Annotated in this window: 13 protein-coding genes and 1 pseudogene; 4 read left to right on the forward strand and 10 right to left on the reverse strand. The window is 28.5% G+C overall.

All coding sequences use genetic code 11. The features are described from left to right. The first annotated feature begins 614 nt into the window (after window positions 1–614). Entirely contained in the window at window positions 615–776 is a 162-nt protein-coding gene (locus QMG30_RS13630; RefSeq protein WP_281816235.1) for a YtxH domain-containing protein, read from the forward strand. Window positions 777–843: 67 nt separating this feature from the next. Here QMG30_RS13630 and QMG30_RS13635 read toward each other — a convergent pair whose 3' ends face one another. Together QMG30_RS13635 and QMG30_RS13640 are read right to left on the reverse strand one after the other, a co-directional pair. Beyond that, on the reverse strand, window positions 844–1,452 hold the full coding sequence (locus tag QMG30_RS13635) for a TetR/AcrR family transcriptional regulator (protein WP_281816236.1): 609 nt from the start codon (window positions 1,450–1,452) through the stop codon (window positions 844–846). A 22-nt stretch (window positions 1,453–1,474) separates the two neighbouring features. Then, window positions 1,475–4,768, reverse strand: coding sequence for an efflux RND transporter permease subunit (locus QMG30_RS13640; protein WP_281816238.1), 3,294 nt, complete (start codon window positions 4,766–4,768; stop codon window positions 1,475–1,477). Window positions 4,769–5,415: 647 nt separating this feature from the next. Between QMG30_RS13640 and QMG30_RS13645 the strand changes: the two genes are divergently transcribed. Next, the gene (locus tag QMG30_RS13645) at window positions 5,416–6,645 is read left to right on the forward strand and encodes an AI-2E family transporter (protein WP_281816241.1); all 1,230 of its coding nucleotides are present in this window, start codon (window positions 5,416–5,418) and stop codon (window positions 6,643–6,645) included. Between the two features lie 21 nt (window positions 6,646–6,666). Here the strand turns inward: QMG30_RS13645 and QMG30_RS13650 are convergent, their stop codons facing one another. From QMG30_RS13650 to QMG30_RS13665, 4 genes are all read right to left on the reverse strand, one after another. Continuing rightward, window positions 6,667–8,601, reverse strand: a complete 1,935-nt coding sequence (locus QMG30_RS13650; protein ID WP_281816242.1) for an early set domain-containing protein — start codon at window positions 8,599–8,601, stop codon at window positions 6,667–6,669. A 433-nt stretch (window positions 8,602–9,034) separates the two neighbouring features. Next, window positions 9,035–9,352 carry a thioredoxin gene (trxA, locus tag QMG30_RS13655; protein WP_281816244.1) on the reverse strand — a complete coding sequence of 106 codons (318 nt, stop codon included), beginning with the start codon at window positions 9,350–9,352 and terminating at the stop codon, window positions 9,035–9,037. Between the two features lie 406 nt (window positions 9,353–9,758). Then, window positions 9,759–10,625, reverse strand: coding sequence for a DUF3298 and DUF4163 domain-containing protein (locus tag QMG30_RS13660; protein ID WP_281816247.1), 867 nt, complete (start codon window positions 10,623–10,625; stop codon window positions 9,759–9,761). Window positions 10,626–10,627: 2 nt separating this feature from the next. Then, window positions 10,628–11,122 (reverse strand): RNA polymerase sigma factor, encoded by a 495-nt coding sequence (locus QMG30_RS13665; RefSeq protein ID WP_281816249.1) that lies wholly within the window; start codon window positions 11,120–11,122, stop codon window positions 10,628–10,630. Between the two features lie 217 nt (window positions 11,123–11,339). On the opposite strand from QMG30_RS13665, the gene QMG30_RS13670 reads away from it, so the two are divergent. Next, window positions 11,340–12,308, forward strand: a complete 969-nt coding sequence (locus QMG30_RS13670; protein ID WP_281816250.1) for a CPBP family intramembrane glutamic endopeptidase — start codon at window positions 11,340–11,342, stop codon at window positions 12,306–12,308. 316 nt (window positions 12,309–12,624) lie between these two features. Here the strand turns inward: QMG30_RS13670 and QMG30_RS13675 are convergent, their stop codons facing one another. The 3 genes from QMG30_RS13675 to QMG30_RS13685 form a co-directional block, all read right to left on the reverse strand. Then, entirely contained in the window at window positions 12,625–13,500 is an 876-nt protein-coding gene (locus tag QMG30_RS13675) for a synaptonemal complex protein 1 (protein ID WP_281816251.1), read from the reverse strand. Window positions 13,501–13,793: 293 nt separating this feature from the next. Next, window positions 13,794–15,614, reverse strand: a complete 1,821-nt coding sequence (locus tag QMG30_RS13680) for a hypothetical protein (RefSeq protein WP_281816253.1) — start codon at window positions 15,612–15,614, stop codon at window positions 13,794–13,796. After that, window positions 15,614–15,757 carry a hypothetical protein gene (locus tag QMG30_RS13685; protein WP_281816255.1) on the reverse strand — a complete coding sequence of 48 codons (144 nt, stop codon included), beginning with the start codon at window positions 15,755–15,757 and terminating at the stop codon, window positions 15,614–15,616. The genes QMG30_RS13680 and QMG30_RS13685 overlap by 1 nt, the downstream gene beginning before the upstream one ends. A gap of 757 nt (window positions 15,758–16,514) precedes the next feature. Here QMG30_RS13685 and QMG30_RS13690 point away from each other — a divergent pair. Then, a pseudogene (locus QMG30_RS13690) lies at window positions 16,515–16,866 on the forward strand (hypothetical protein); the annotation flags it as partial. A gap of 255 nt (window positions 16,867–17,121) precedes the next feature. On the opposite strand, the gene QMG30_RS13695 reads toward QMG30_RS13690, so the two are convergent. After that, complete coding sequence (locus QMG30_RS13695; protein ID WP_281816257.1) at window positions 17,122–17,277, reverse strand: hypothetical protein; 156 nt, start codon at window positions 17,275–17,277, stop codon at window positions 17,122–17,124. Between the last annotated feature and the right edge of the window lie 27 nt (window positions 17,278–17,304).

Raw genomic sequence — 17,304 nt, forward strand, 5'->3', positions numbered from 1 at the left:
CATTTAACATCTTATATAATTGAGGGAGTATTTTAATACATACTCGTTTAATTTGTAAACAAACAGAGCAATGCCCTTTGTTCTAAAAGTACCTAAAATGATTTAGGAAAACGTACACTTATTAAAAAGCAGTATACATATAATATTGCTGTTCCTATCAAACCATGGAGTTGCCCTGCTTCATGGTTTTGATGTGTATAAATGTAAAATTTTAATCAATTTTGGTAGTTATCCACATTTTTCCTGTTGATAACCCCATTTTCTTGGGGATAACTTTAATATCTATACACATTTTTGTCATGGGACATATTAAAATATCATTATATATCTATATAAATTCCTGATAATTTTTATTGAAAAAGGTTAATTTATTAACAAATATAAAAAGCTTTATTTCTCTTATTAATTACTTTACATAACTATTTTGTCACCTTTTGTCCTTGTGGATAAAAATTTGTGGATAAAATTTATCTTTTCATTTTTTACCAGTATAATTATTATCATATTTTCCCAAAATATATATAAAGATATTAAATCCAAATTAATATCTATTGTAATTATACTTACTATTCATTAATATTCTAAAGGAGAATTTGAGGAAGGAGATATAAATAATGAAATTTGCAACAGGTTTAATAGTAGGAAGCGTAATTGGTGCATCATCATTGGCTCTTATGAACATGGATAAACGTGATATGCGTAAGATGCAGAGAAAAGGGAAAAAAATGATGCATAAAGCTGAAAGATTAATGGATGATTTAAAAGAAATGATGTAGAATTTTTCTATTTAAAAGGCAGTCTCAGAATCATGAGACTGCCTTATTTATTAAAAAATATTTAGTTTTAAAGAACTTTCAATAGAAAATCATATATGGTATTGATATTATCCTCATCACTACCTATAGTAATATTGTGTTTTTCCAAAAATACATCTTCTCCAGAAAACTCATAGGATAATATTACTAAAAGATTCTGCCATATCAAATACGTCATTTTATCTTTTGGTTTTTCTATAATTCCCTCATTAACTCCTAATTCAATTATATCTTCTAGAAGATTATATAGCTTCATCCTAACCCCAAGCATAATACCCTTAATCTGTTTATGAATATCTGCTTTTGATTTAAAAGTTTTATCACATTCACTCAGCATGAATATAAAGTTAGTATTACCTTGTCTTATTGTAGTTATAATAATCTCTATAAGAGATTTGATAGTCATTTCAAATCCAGTATTACTAGAAAATAATTTTTGGGAAATTTCTTCTACATATCGCTCTCCCATATAGTTAATGGTTTTATATATAAGCTCATCTTTGCTGTTAAAATATTCATATACAGTACTTTTCCCAATATTGGCTTCATTGGCAACCTTAGATATAGTAAGGCCGTTGACGCCTTCTCTAACCATAATTGTTGTAGCAGCTTCATATAGCATGGTTCTTTTCATCATCTATTTATCCCTCTTCTAAATATTATCCCTTTTTTGATATTTTCTTTTTAAATCCATAAAATATTGAGTAGATGACTGGTACAATTATTAATGTCAAAAATGTTGACATAATAAGTCCACCAATAACTGTTATACCAAGCGGAGCAATCATTTCTGCCCCTTGACCAATACCAAGGGATGTTGGAATTACAGCTAATATAGTAGTTAGAGCTGTCATCAGGATAGGTCTAATCCTAACACTTCCAGCTTCTATTATAGCATCTTTTGTAGATTTTCCAACTTTTATTAATTTATTAATATAATCTACTAATACAATACCATTGTTAACAACAATTCCGGCTAATACAATCATTCCTAGAAAGGCGACTATACTAAGTGGTGTTCTAGTAATAAACAAGCCGATAAATGCTCCTGTGAAAGCTAATGGTATACTGAAAAGAATTATAAATGGATATAAGAATGATTCAAATTGTGATGCCATTATCATATAAACTAATACTACACCTAATAGTAGTGCCAATAATAAACTCATGAAAGCATCTTGTATCTCTTTATTTTCTCCTGCGTTCTCCATAGTATAACCATCCGGAATATCTACTTCTTTTAACTTCTCATCTAGTACTTTACCAACTTTTCCAGCACTAACTCCCTTTTCCAATTTACTAGTAACACTTATTACTCTTTTTTGATTAGTTCTATTGATTGAAGTATATCCTACTCCTTCTTCTATCTTAGCTACATCTCCTAATTTTACTTTTTCCCCAGTCATTGAAGTAAATGGAAGTTCTTCGATATCTTTTGTTTTAAGTTCCGTATCTGATGACTTATTAATATAAACATCCACTTTTTTCCCATCTAGATCAAGTGTAGTAGCTTTTACGTCTGTTAATCTTTGTCTTATGACACCCGCTACAGCTGCAGTTGTAATTCCAAGAGGTCCAGCAACTTCTCTATCTAAAGTAATATTAAGTTCTGGAGCTCCCTTTGATATTCCATTATCAACTTCTACAGTTCCATCAATATCTTCTATTACTCCAGCAACTTCTTTTGCAAGTTCTTCTAATTTATTAAAATCCGTACCTGCTATATCAACTTGAACAGGAACCGATGAAAATGCCATCATGTTAGATACAGCATTAACTTCTAAATCGCATTCTACTTTTTCTAGGATACTATCTCTAATATCATCTGAAATTTCTTGTGTAGTTTTGCTTCTTTCTGACTTAGGAACAAGAGTTAAACTGATTGTACCACTATCTGCTCCTCCGCCTGCTCCCATAAACTGACCCATTCCTCCGCCGTTTCCTACAGAAGTACTAATTGTCTCTATATCAGGGAACTCAATAAGAATATCTTCGATCTGTTTAACTTTATTGACTGTATTATTATAAGTAGTTCCTTTTGGCATTGATGCTGTAATTGTAATTTGTCCCTCATCAGTAGTAGGCATTAATTCTGTTCCTATAGATAATGCTCCAAAAATACTAGCGGCAAAAACAATAATCGTAAGTATTACTACTAATGCTCTATGTCTTAATGAACTTTTTAATATTCTGACATATAGATTTCTAAACCCATCCATAGCTTTATGATGAGTACTTGTATCAGGTTTTTTAATAAGCTTGGAAGATAACATCGGCACTAATGTCAAAGCAACAAGTAAACTGGCAAGTAATGTCAATGTAACTGTTATAGCCATTTCTTTGAATATCTGTGCTGTCATACCTTTTACGAATATAACTGGCAAGAATACTGCTATAGTTGTTAGCGTTGAAGCAATTATAGCACCTGAAACCTGTTTGCTTCCTTCAATAGCTGCATCTCTTCTACTTTTCCCTGCTTTTCTCATTCTATATATATTCTCAAGAACAACAACCGCATTATCAACCAGCATACCGATTCCAAGTGCCAATCCACCTAATGAAACAACATTTAGAGATATACCGCTTAACCATATGAATGTGAATGATACGACTATACTAATAGGAATAGCTATACCTATAACAATTGTTGGTCTTACATCCTTTAAGAAAATGAATAATATTAAGATTGCAAGTAATGCTCCTACTATGGCATTAACAGATACTGAAGAAACCATATCATTAATATATTTCGCTTGATCTAGTGTAACCAATATATTCATATCTGGATACTCATCTTTAATCTCATCAATAGCGTCATTAACTTTTTTGGAAACGTCTGTAGTATTGAATTCTGTCTGTCTTTGAATCATTAGTGAAATACTATCTTCACCATTGACTTTAGAATACATTTTATCATTTTGCACTACTTCTTCTACTGTAGCTATATCATTAAGCCTAATAGTTGTTGTTTCCATTTCTATACCTGGTATAGATATATCACTAGGCATTTCTGAAGAGTTAGGCATACCGTTAGTCATTTCAGCTGCATTTGGCATTCCGCCTGCATTAGGCATTGTCATATTGTTTCCATTGGATGTCATACCTGCATTGCTATCAGACACTGCTGAATCTTGTGAATTATTACTACTATCCTTTTTTTGTTTTAATAAATCCCATACGTCAGCTTTTTCTCCTTGTATAACAGGAACTGGTATTTCCATAAGGATAAAATCTTCAACATCTTCAATACTATCGAATTTACCTAATGTACGAATTGTTATGTCTTTATCACCTTCTGTAATCTGACCAGCAGGCATATCAAAATTAGAACCTTGTAGTAGTTTTGATACCATATCACTATCAATACCTAATAGATCCAACTTCTCTGAATCTAATGTTACCTCAACCTGTTTTTTGACTGCCCCATTTATTGTTACTGAAGCTACCCCTTCAATTCTTTCTAATCTTGGTTTAACTACGTTTTCAACAAAATCTCCTACTTCTGACATGTCACTGCCTTCTTTGGTAACAGCAAATCCCATAACAGGCATCATACTAGGATTAAACTTTATAATCATAGGAGAACCTACATCATCTGGAAAATAGCCTGTAACCATATCTAATTTTTCTCTCATATCCAACATGGCTACATCCATATTAGTTGACTCATTAAATTCTACGATAACTAGAGAACTATTTTCTGATGATATAGATTGTATTTTTTTAACATTTTGTACAGTCGCAAGTGCACTTTCAATACTTTTTGATACTGTATTTTCAACTTCCCCTGGGCTTGCACCAATGTAAGTAGTTGAAACAGCCGCATAAGGAATGTTCATACTTGGCAATAAATCTGTATTAAGTTGAGTGAATGATACTGCTCCGAATATTACAAAAATTAGTACTATCATCACTATTGTAACTGGTTTTTTAACACTAAACTTTGATAACATATAAGTCTCCTCTCACAATTAGTTGTTGTGACTTTTTCCGACCGAACGGTCGGTCGGTAATCCTATAATACTCACTATTAAAGTTTTTGTCAATACTTAATATTTAAAAAACACCTATAATCTTTATTCTACTAATTTTTTTTATATTACATGAAAAGAAAAATAATGTAGTATATAATAATATTTCCCCTAAAAAATAAGTATTTATTCATTATTCCTAGTATCTAAACATAATATTCTCTTGAATACAGTATTATAAATTGGAAATAATTAAATATACCTTATTTAGTATTTTTTTACCTAGAAAAAACTACTATATTTTTTAATATCCCTTTGAATTTACTCCTTTGAATGGTTATTGAAGAGCGTTAAGTAAGTATTATTTAGAATTATTAATTTTATATTAATTTTTATTAATATTACTCCATGTATTAGTAATATTTGTTATGATGTAGTTATATATAATATAAGAACTTTTAAAAATACTCTTAAATTATTATTGAAATATTACATACAAACAAAATCTTTATTGTTTATTAAAAAATACCTTTCATCTTATATAATTTTTAATAGGCATTAGAGTTAAATATGTATAAAGTTGTTTTTCATATTTATATATTGAATATAACTGTTGAGGAGGGCAAAATATGAAAATTCAATGGAATAAAAGATATACTACAATAAGCATCTATACAATTCTAGTAATTTTTGGCAGTATATTATTTTATAAATTCATTGGTAACTGGAATGAAACAACAATTTTTTTAAAGAACACTCTATCTACATTATCCCCTTTTATAATAGGATTCTTAATAGCATATTTTATTAATCCACTAGTAGTTTGGTTTGAAAAAATAATAGGTAAAATCAGATTAAGAAAAAGAAAAATCAAAAGCCTTAAAACCAAAAGAGGTCTAGCAATCTTATTTTCTTATATAACCGTACTAGGTTTCATAATAGTTATTTTAGCTTTTATCATACCTGAACTTGTCACTAGTTTAGGAGATATAATTACTAAATTACCAGATCTAATAGACGATTTGATTGATGAAATTACTGCTTTTGTAAATAACAGTTCAATTGATTTTATTGATCCTGAAGCTATAAATAACTTTATCGATAATAACCTTAAAAATATTCCTGGAGCATTAAATAATGTTTACGATGTATTCAGTAACATTGTGCCTTCCCTTTATGTTCTCACTAAGAACTTTACTTTCGGTATTCTTAATATTTTGTTAGGTTTTATTATAGCCATATATTTATTAGCGAGCAAAGAAAAGTCTATAGCAAGTTTTAATAAAGGAATAATTGCTTTATTTAGAGAAAAAACATCAAATAGCCTTATAGCTATTTTAAAAGATAGTCATCAGATTTTTTCTAAATTTTTTGTAGGTAAATTAATAGATTCTTTGATTATTGGTATATTATGCTTTATCATAACAATGATAGTAAATATACCTAATGCTCTTCTAATAAGTGTTTTTGTTGGAGTTACGAATATGATTCCTTATTTCGGTCCATTCATTGGAGGTTTCGCTGGAATTATATTAGTATTATTAATAAGTCCCATACAGGCTTTATGGTTCGCATTAATCATATTAGCTCTTCAACAATTCGACGGCAATATTCTAGGGCCAAAAATCCTTGGTGATTCAACTGGACTAAGTCCATTTTGGGTAATTTTTTCAATATTAGTCGGTGGAAAATTATTTGGTTTGATTGGAATGTTCTTAGGTGTTCCTTTCTTCGCAGTAATCAAGAACATTATAGATAAACAGATAAATAAGAAATATGAAATGAAAATGAACAAAAAACAACAAGAAGTAATAGATGATGATGACATCCAAAATGAAAAAAACGAAGAGGTTGAATAACCTCTTCGTTTTTTTATATAATTAATTAAACGGTATTGGATTAGCAAAATATCTTTGGACCATAGTAATCCACCAGTAATCATCTGTTGGAGGAGAACCTACTCCATCAGTACTACTGTTAACTCCAGCACCAAATAGTATTGAAATGACCCCTGCATCTTTTGATTTATCCATATGATGTCCCCACGTTATAGTATCAATACCATTATCTGATATTCTATTATCCTTATGTGTATTGGTCTTAAAATAATTAAATCGTTCTGTAGAACCTGGTTTAAATATATCTCCAAGGAAATATGCTGGTGCGGAATCTTCATATTTAGTTGAAGTTCCATTCAAATCAGGAAACAACCCATTAGCATATGGATTTAATGCTTGACTTGTATTAATATGTCCTACTGGTATCTGCCATAAGATTACAGGAAGATTAGAACTAGTATTCATAATTTTCACGAATTCAAGGTAATTATTCCATATATCACTATTCCAGAACCATGTAGAACCTGCTGGATTATTAGCTGAATCAGGAGTCACTCCACCACCATCTAATCCATATTTATCAATTGAAACAAAATCTGCTCCATACGTTTTCACACCTGCACTAACATAATAATCAGTAATAAGTTGTGCTTTCTCTCTAATAAAATTCAATCCATCCGTTAACCCCATTGTTTCTGTTTTATGTAAAATACCATTATTTGGAACATCATGTCCATCATAAGCCCATAGATTGAATTGCCATCCATAATAAGCTTGTGGATAATATTTACTAACAATATAATTAATTGATTTCACTAGTCCTTCAACAGTATTAGGGAAATCAGGGTCTTCTCCACTAGTTAACACACCACTACTATATGCAGCACTTACTTCAGCAGTAATCTCATTAGGCTGTTTACCTGATTGTTGCATCATATATCCAAGAAAATCTGGTTCAAATACTATTCCTACAGTATCATCTTGTGCATAATCTTTACAGATATCCAAAAAGAATTTTAGATCTTTGTAATAGGCATCCATATATGATGTATCCTGAATATGTGCCAAATCCAAGCTATAACTTTCACCACTATCAGGAATATTATAATATACAAAAAACGGTATCAGACCTAATTTTCTGCTCTCAATAATAAAATTCTTAGCACGTGCTCCATCAACATTAGTCCAGCTACGCCATCCATTTATTGGACCACCATTAATGTAGATATACCTTATATCCATTCTCTTATTTCTATCATCTGAACTAAAATCTCTCCAAAAATCAAGATCTCCCTGTTTATCTTCACTCACAGAACCTATAGAAAGATAATCTGGCATACCTGGAAGACTTCCATCCCCATTTTTGATTCTTACTCCAACATATCTTTCTTCTCCTGTATTCTTTTCTTTTATTTTAAGTGAAGCACGTCCTGCTTTTTTACCCTCAATCTTAAGGATATTACTATTTTCTATTGTACAATCGATTATTGAACTATTATTAGTAATCACAGTAAAATCAGGATTATTAATTCCATTAAAACTAAGAGTATACTCAATAGGTCCTTGAGGTTGCGTGAATTGACAAACTACTTTTTGAGTATCAATACCCTTAATTATTATATTACCTGTTGCATTACCCACTACTACTGATATTTCATCACTTGCTGTAGTTCCATAGGAATTAGTTATCTCTACATAATATTTATATGTCCCCTCTATTGTTCTTCCTCTTACCTGAAAAGATTCTGTTTGAGGATTAGGTGTATTATCAGTCAAATTACCACTATGTATCTCCTCGTAATCACCTGCTCCTATCTTCTCAAATAGTTTCCAGCTTGTCCCGTTATTTCCGTACCATATGTTCCATGTCAAATCATAGTCACCATCAATATCTCCAGACCACTGATTATGGCTTAGAGATGGTATAGCAGGAACCCCTGACCCTGAAGCACTAGAAGATAAAATTGATACTGTCAAAATTAAAGTGATACATAGAACTATTGAAAAAAAACTCTTAAAATATTTTCTTGAGATTATTTTCCTCCTCCTACTTACATAATTATAGTTTTAATTCTTACATTGTAAAAAATTGGTTCACCTCCACAGAAATTTTAATTTAGGTTATTTAATGGGTAATATATTAACGATTAGATATAGATATAAGTAGAAAACATTAAGTGAAACTTAAGTATAAAGAAATATATATACGCGCGTCTTGTATTATTATATATTTTTTGTTTATATTTTACATTAGTCAATCTTGTTATAACTTATAAAATTTTGGCACAAATAGGTCATAGAATATTTAATCTTATAAACTATTTAACGTGATATAGAAAATAAAACTCGTATTTTTCTAAAAGAGGAGCCTATTTACGAAATGTGTAAATAGGCTCCTTATAAATTTATTCTACATTGCTGATTCAATTTTTGATTCTAACTGCTGTTTTGGTACTGCTCCAACAACAGTATCAACAACTTTACCATTTTTGATCAATAACATTGTCGGTATACTCATAACTCTGTATTTTTGAGCTGTTTCACCATTCTGATCAACGTTTAATTTCCCTATTTTAGCTTTTCCTTCGTATTTTTTAGCTAATTCATCTATAACAGGTGCCATCATTTTGCATGGTCCACACCAATCTGCATAAAAGTCAACTAGTACAGGTATATCTGAGTTAAGAACTTCTGCTTCAAAATTAAGATCTGTAAATGCTAGTGCCATAATAAAACCTCCTTAATTATTTTTAGATTATTATAATATCATTATATTCTAATATAGTGATATATGTCAATACTTTTTTTTCTTTTTGATATTTTTCTTGTTATAGCTTAATAGCTGAAATTATACCTTCACTCTATCATATGCTAAAATTATAGATTTATTTAAAATAATCTATATAATATTCAAATTTACAATAATAATTAATATTCAGCTATAATATATAATGCGTAAATATCAATTTAAATATACCACTTTGTACCATTAATTTCAACAATTTAAATTAGTAAAATATTTAAAGTTTAAATTAAATAGGATTTTCTTATTTACCATAAAATAAATGTTTTGATTTGCAAAAAAAGACCACTAATAGTTAATGATCTTTCTTTATTAATGCTTTATATAATATCTAATCAATAATAAATTCAAGTTTACCTGTTGCTCCATCAGCTATTTCGTATTTATCAAACACAATTACTACTTTTTGATTGCTATTTATAAAGAAACCTTGGTCTTCTTTTATACTCTTGAATCCTGATTCTCCTTTAAAGAATCCATAATGTCGATCTTTTGGAGGATTCTCTAGTAATTTCTTTATCTGTTTTTCAATACTTTCATTTGCTCTAGTCATATAATCCTTACCAAGAACATCTTCTAATGTCATTTCTTTATCAGTAGTTAAATCGATATTATAATAATATGAACCGGAGTAGGCAGGTGCAAGAGTTTCATTATGATATATGATAAATGATAAAATTGATTCATCATTATATTTTTTTTCATAATCAATTTCGAATTTTATAGGTTTATAATTTTCTTGTGTTCCACCTGTCTCAAAATACGCTTCTTTATACTCTTCTGCACGCTTTTCAGCTTCTTTTATTTGCTCATCCATTTTATTTTTTATCTCTGTATTGATTTTGTCTTGTAAGTCTACATCATTAAGACCATCAACTCTAGGAATCACAACATTTTCAGTTATGCTATCATTTTCATATTTATAATCTACAAAAGTCAGTACTCTAGCAACTCTACCTATGATAGGTAAATTAGATATTGTTTTGGCTAATGTCTTATTAGTGTTCAATACAAATATAAACAAAATACATATTAAAAAAGTAGCACCTACTGCCTTGAATCCTCTATTGAATATCATTTCTCTTCTTATCACTTTTCTGGTAGTCTCTTCAATTGTTTTTTCAACAATATCATTTAACTCTTTAGGAATAGTGATATTTTCATATTCTTGTTTCATCTTATATAATTTATTTTCCATAATTATCCTCGCTTATTTAATATTACTTTAAGTCTATTTATTCCACTATATAATCTTGATTTTACAGTATTAACATTAACCCCTGTAATATCGGCTATTTCATTAATCTTCAGACCTTGAAAATATCTTAATATTATTACCGTTTTATACTTCATATCAAGTCTTTCTATAGCTTGATGAAGATCCATTTTATCAGCAATATCAATATTTTGATATTGAACGGCTTCGGGAATATTGTTTGTAATAATAAGTCGTTTATTTTTTCTTAAGAAACTTATAGAAGTATTTATTATTATACTAAACATCCATGCTTTTATTTTATTTATGTTTTTTAGTTTATCTATTGACGTAAGGCTTTTATAAATGGATTCTTGGACAATATCCAATGCAGAATCTCTATTGTGTACATAACTGTACGCTAATCTATAAAAATCATCTTGATGAATTTTTATGAACTCAACAAGTTTGTTATAATGATCATTGTTAAATGTCGACATCCGTTATATTTACCTCCTTACATATATAAGACGTAAAAGTATATCAAAAAGTTGATAATTCTATTATAAAAAGTTGAATATATCTTTCCCATGTGCTATATTTAGTTAAAGATTAAACTTTAAAATCAAATGAAATTTAGTTAAAATTATACTTTATATTAATTTAAAATAAAATGGTAAATAAATGATAATCAAATTTAGAAAGGATTAAGTTTTTATGAACTCTACAAGACGTGGTAATAGATTTATATTTATACTTATTTCAATAATGGCTTTTGTTGGTCCCTTTACAATAAGTTATTTAGCCAAAATCTTTAATTTTAAAATAACTTATGTATGCAGTATACTGATACCTCAACTTATATTTATAGTGATTCCTGTTATTCTATATTTTATCATTACAAGAGAATCTATAAAAGAAACACTTATGTTAAAGAAATTAGATATTATTAACATTTTGATATCTATTGGCATAGGATTACTGATACAACCTCTACTAAGTGTCGTTAATATACTATCACAAATATTTTTTGAAAATCAAGTATCATCTACTATTTTTTCTATTGCTGATTTGCCATTATGGCTATTATTGATATTAGTAGCTGTACTTCCAGCAATTAATGAAGAATTTGTTACCAGAGGTATCTTAGTATCTAATTATAAAAACGTGAATATATATAAAACAGCCTTAATCAGTGGTTTATCTTTTGGAATGCTTCACCTTAATGGTAACCAATTTTCTTATGCATTCGTAATGGGAATTATATTATGTTTATTAGTTAAAATAACTGGTTCAATATATTCAAGCATGATTATTCATTTTTTAATTAATGGATTACAAATGGTTTTAGTCAAAGTAGCAATGATTTTACAAGAAATATTTGGGCAAATTACTGATTTTGATGATTTACTACAAGAATCTATAGATAGTGTAGGGCATGAGACAATATTATCACTCTTACCAGGACCGCTAATATTAACATTATTCACATTACCTGTTGTTTATCTATTATTTAAGGTAGCCGTACGACATAATAATAAACAATACCTATTCACTAAAAATGATGTTTCAGAAATAGAACAACCAAAAATTAAAAAGCCAAAAATATTTGATATCTACCTTATATTATCCATAATAATATTTGTTGCTTACGTAGTCATATATGAAATCTTAAAACTTAGATAAATATCCAAAGCATATGAGAAAAATTATTAAATTATTCTTATATGCTAGTTTGAAGATAAAGACCTATCTTTCCTAGATGACCTACTTCCATGGTCGGAGAGAATACTAACTGAATACAGAAAAACAAAGTAACTATGATGCTGCCTTAAATAGGTGGCATTTTTTGTCAAGGTACCGATGGTTTACCGTATACCCCTAAACTATGCCTAAAACCTCTATTTAATCAAATAAAAACCCTAGGCAAGCACAAACTGCAAACCCAGAGTTTCTGTGACGCACGCAAGAGTATTATCCTATTAATCAGTACTTCTTTGATTTAGCGACCACCGAATAACTCAATATGACTTATAGCTACACCTTTTTGAGTACTAAATGAATTATATGTTTCCACAATTTTAAATTCTAATTGTAAGTTTAATTCATCTTTTAAATGTATATATACCTCTTGTCTTCCCATAGCTTCATCAAAATATAAAACTGCTTTAGGAATTAAATTAACATATAATATTGCTTTTTTTACTAATCCGTAATTCATATATTCATTAATAGTATTACGAGCACCATTATATAATGCTAATCCTAAGAATCCAGAGCACTGAATTGGATCTTTAATCTCTAAATTAATAGTGCTTGGTAACTTTGTAGTCTCTCTATACCAATACTGTTCTAAAGAGTTTATATTACTGATCATTGTTTTTTTCCCATTTTTAATTTCCCATGTGTCATAACTATAAATAACATGATCACCATCTTCTACGTAAGATTCATCAATACTAAAGGCATAAAAAGTTTTGGAGTGTTTTATTGGTATTTTATAACCATCAATTTCTTCATACTCTACTTCATTCTTACTAGATAATTCTTTTTTCCCATAATTCATTTCATTCTGAAGGAGTAAATTTTTATTTTCATATTCTTCCATTTTACTTTTAAACTCATCTATTTTAGATTTATTATCTTCTATTATTTTCTGCATATTTGCAATAATTAATTTATTATCCTCTATTGTATTCTCTAACTTTTGATTTACCATTAACAAATTATCATTTTTTGATGCTAAATCAGATAGTTGTTGATCATATGTACTTATTTTATTGTTTGCTTGTTCTAATTTTGACACTAATATATCTTTTGAGTTAGTGCAAGATATCAGAAAAATACTTGCTAAAAGAAATATCACAATTCTCTTCATTCCTACATTCTCCTTATTTTTTTATATATTATTAAATAAAACTATATTCTCTTAGTATTATAAGCTAATTAATCAAATAATTTTATTAAAAACAAAAATTAACCTTTTTCCACAAATAACTTTATATGCCTATATTAACAGATAATTCAATAATAATCAATCATAAAAAGGCCTACCTTCAATTAAGAAAGTAGGTCTGTATTTGTCCTAGAGCAGTATTTTTAGTTAACATCTATATTTATATAATATCATTTATCCATTCAAAACATATTAACTTTTATATCTTTTAAAATTTAATTAACACCACTTCTAACATACTCTAGGCCATCTTTTCCATATAATGATTGTAAAGTTATATTATTAACATCCAAATATTCCCTATCAACAACTACAATTCCACTTACAGAATTCATTTTTTTATTTATTACACTTCCATTTGTTGAACTAAAAATATTACTATCCACTAAACCAATAGATTTTGAGAATTTATTATAGATACCACAAACTGTTCCATTAGGATCATAACATAAACAATTAGAAGATGCTGCATCACTTTTTACATTTTCTCTCATACTTAATAATTGACATCCTTCTGAATTACTCCAACTACCATCTCCATCTTTAGCAGGATAATTAGGATATTTATATGTATTATAACCTACATGGATATTAATGCCATTGCTTGTACTATTATACCATTCTGTTGCACCGTATCTAATAACCTTTGCATTCTTAATATTGAAGGCTGGATATGTACTTTTATGTAAAAATTCTGCAATACTATACACACCATCTAATAATGTTGGAATATCATATTTAGTCCCTTTAGGTTTGTCTGGTAAAGTTGACGCTTGATCAGTAAAAAAAATTATTTTATTGTTTTTAATAATCAGTGAGATAGCACCATACCTATCAATACTATATTCAGATCTACCATTCTCTTTATTATATTTTGTATTGGTATTTAAACCTGCACCCTCAAAGAAAAAAATTATAGGTTGATTATTACAAATTGCTTGTTTAATTTTTTCATTGTTGGCATATGTATTAATTCTATGTAATGCATCTCTTTGTATTGATGTTAAATTATTACTATTTACATATGATTCAATTTCATCATATGATAAAATTTGATCTAAAGTATAATTTTTACATTTCAAACTATAACACCCTGAACCTGAGTTACAACTTATTCCAATATAATATTTAACCCCTGCCTGCACAGATTTTTTCTCAATTAAATCCGCCTGACCTGCACCTTTTGAAGATTTACCTATTAATTCTCCCCTAACACTTTCTTTATGAATTTCTATATTCACATCTAATGATTCTTTCAATGGTTTAACATAGAAATTAGCTTTTCCATCTTCCTTGAATTGTGCATAATACCAGTGCACATCACCTTGATTAATTAGTATGGGTTTAGTTGGATTGTCGTTATTGAGTCTAGTAGCATCTTTAACTGTAATTCTAGCTTCAGCAGTATTATCATTTTCATTTGATTCTACCGCAGTAAGTGAATCTGCTACAATACTTATTTTGTAAACCCCTGGTTCCATAAAATTAGCAGTAAATGATTGTTCTATATATGTCCTAGCCTTAAAATTTTCTTTTCTCCAGCCAAGATTAGTTAATTGATTATTAACTAATACTTTAATATTTGTTGTACCTTCAACGTTATCATAACTGAAATTATTAACTCTGAAATTAATTCTTACATCTTGGCAAAGTTCAACAGTACTTGGAACAATATTAGTTATTATTGTTTGAAGATTTGGTATGCCCGCCCATATAAATGTGCCTGTTACTTTATTATTGGAAAGATCTAAATCATCATATAAAGCCTCAATCTCTATTTCATGAGTACCTCCTATAACTCCATTTATTTCAAGAGGATAGTTAATAACTGTCATAGCAGGTACTTTTGATACATAAAAAATACCACTTTCACCTATTTCCCCATCTCTTTTAACAGTAACATTGAATCCATCTGAATCAATATTAGTATAATTAGCTATTTGGAAGTTAAAATTTGCTGGACCTCCAGAAGGTAGTGGAGTGGGTTGTCCCGTAGCTAAAATTAGATTCTGTACTCTAATATCACATTTTCCCATTATTCATTTTCCTCCTTTAATTTTGTCTCTACAGCCTCAGCTTCGTTTATTATAGCTGTAAATGTTATTTTTTCTTTATCAATATATTCTAAAGCATCAGCCTTACTAAGTTTACAGCTCATTTGTTCTTCTATCTTTTTCATTGTATCACCTTCCTATTTTTTTTATAAAGTAATCGCGATTAACTTCTACATTAATAATAGATATAATTTAATAAAAAAAGTCAACTTATTCTACTAAACTATTATCTTAGCCTTAATAAGATTTCCTAGGTTTATTGGCTTGATGTTATGTTATCATGGTATTTTACGACATTACCACGACATACATTAGATTTTTATATTAAATTATCATATCTTTTAATACAATGTACCTTGAACTATTTAAATGTTAACAATCTAAAGAGTTAATGGAAGGCAAAAGAAAAATTAAGGAAATTATCCTTAGAAAAATAAAGAAAAGCATTACTTTGAAAAAGCATGATGACAATACTCATCTATATTACTACTAACATTAATGAATCATAAAAGACTAGAAAACGGATTAGAAAAAACTAGGCTAACACAAATATAAATCTAAATTTTATGTTAAGTCAATAGATAAGTATATTCTTATAATGTACATTATCTAATGATAGTTTATTCGTATACGGTAAATAGTCAGTACCTAGCCATCCAGATCCACCTATGAGATAATCCAAGATAACTTCATTTACTTTAATCACTCTTAGAGGTTTTAAAGTTACTTGAATTACTTGGAGGTTTTTTATGAATTTTTTCTAGAGAAATTAAACGCCAGTATAATCTTACCCAGTGGACACCTATTACTAATATAAATGATACAATAAGTAATGTAAGAAAGTGATCACTTAAGAATGCATGATTATTAAATATAATATAAGATTTTAAAAAATTAAAGCGCCTCATGGAGGAAAGTAACTTGAAGGTAAACAAAAGTCAAATAGCAAGAGAATTGGGAGTTGATACGTGTACTGTTGATAAATATATTAATGGCTATACAAAGCCATCTACACGTTTATCTAATATAGTTGAATTTTATCCGATAATCAAAGAACTACTTAGTGATGAATCTAAATATTTTATTATAAACGTGTGTTTTGGCAATATTCAAAAGATAAGTTTATAGATTATCTCTTAACAAAACACAAGATATTTTGTTTTCATTTTTAAATAAAACATTTGGAGGTATTCCAAAGGAATTATTAACAGATAATATGAAAACTGTTATGGAAGATAAAGACCTATCTTTCCTAGATAACCTACTTCCATGGTCGGAGATAATACTAGCTAATACAGAAAAACAAAGTAACTATGATGCTGCCTTAAATAGGTGGCATTTTTTGTCAAGTACTGATAGTTTCCCTTACAATTATTCTTATATGCTTTAGTTTGAAGCTAAATTATAAAATAGTATGTATAATTTACTTTAACATAAAATTAGGGCTTTCCAGCCCATCATATTTAACATTCTAATCATATATATATGTTTATTTATTCTTCTTGGTATACTTACTAAATAATTTTTCTAGATAATTTTCCATATCATCTAAGCTCTTAGTAATATTGAACTCTTGTTTTTTCTTATTCTTTTTACCATAGCTTTGTTGTAAATACCTATATTTTACTTTATCAGAAAATCTCATATATCCCCCTTTTTATTAAAAGATAAT

It is taken from the genome of Vallitalea longa, assembly GCF_027923465.1.
In the GTDB taxonomy this organism is placed as follows: domain Bacteria; phylum Bacillota; class Clostridia; order Lachnospirales; family Vallitaleaceae; genus Vallitalea; species Vallitalea longa.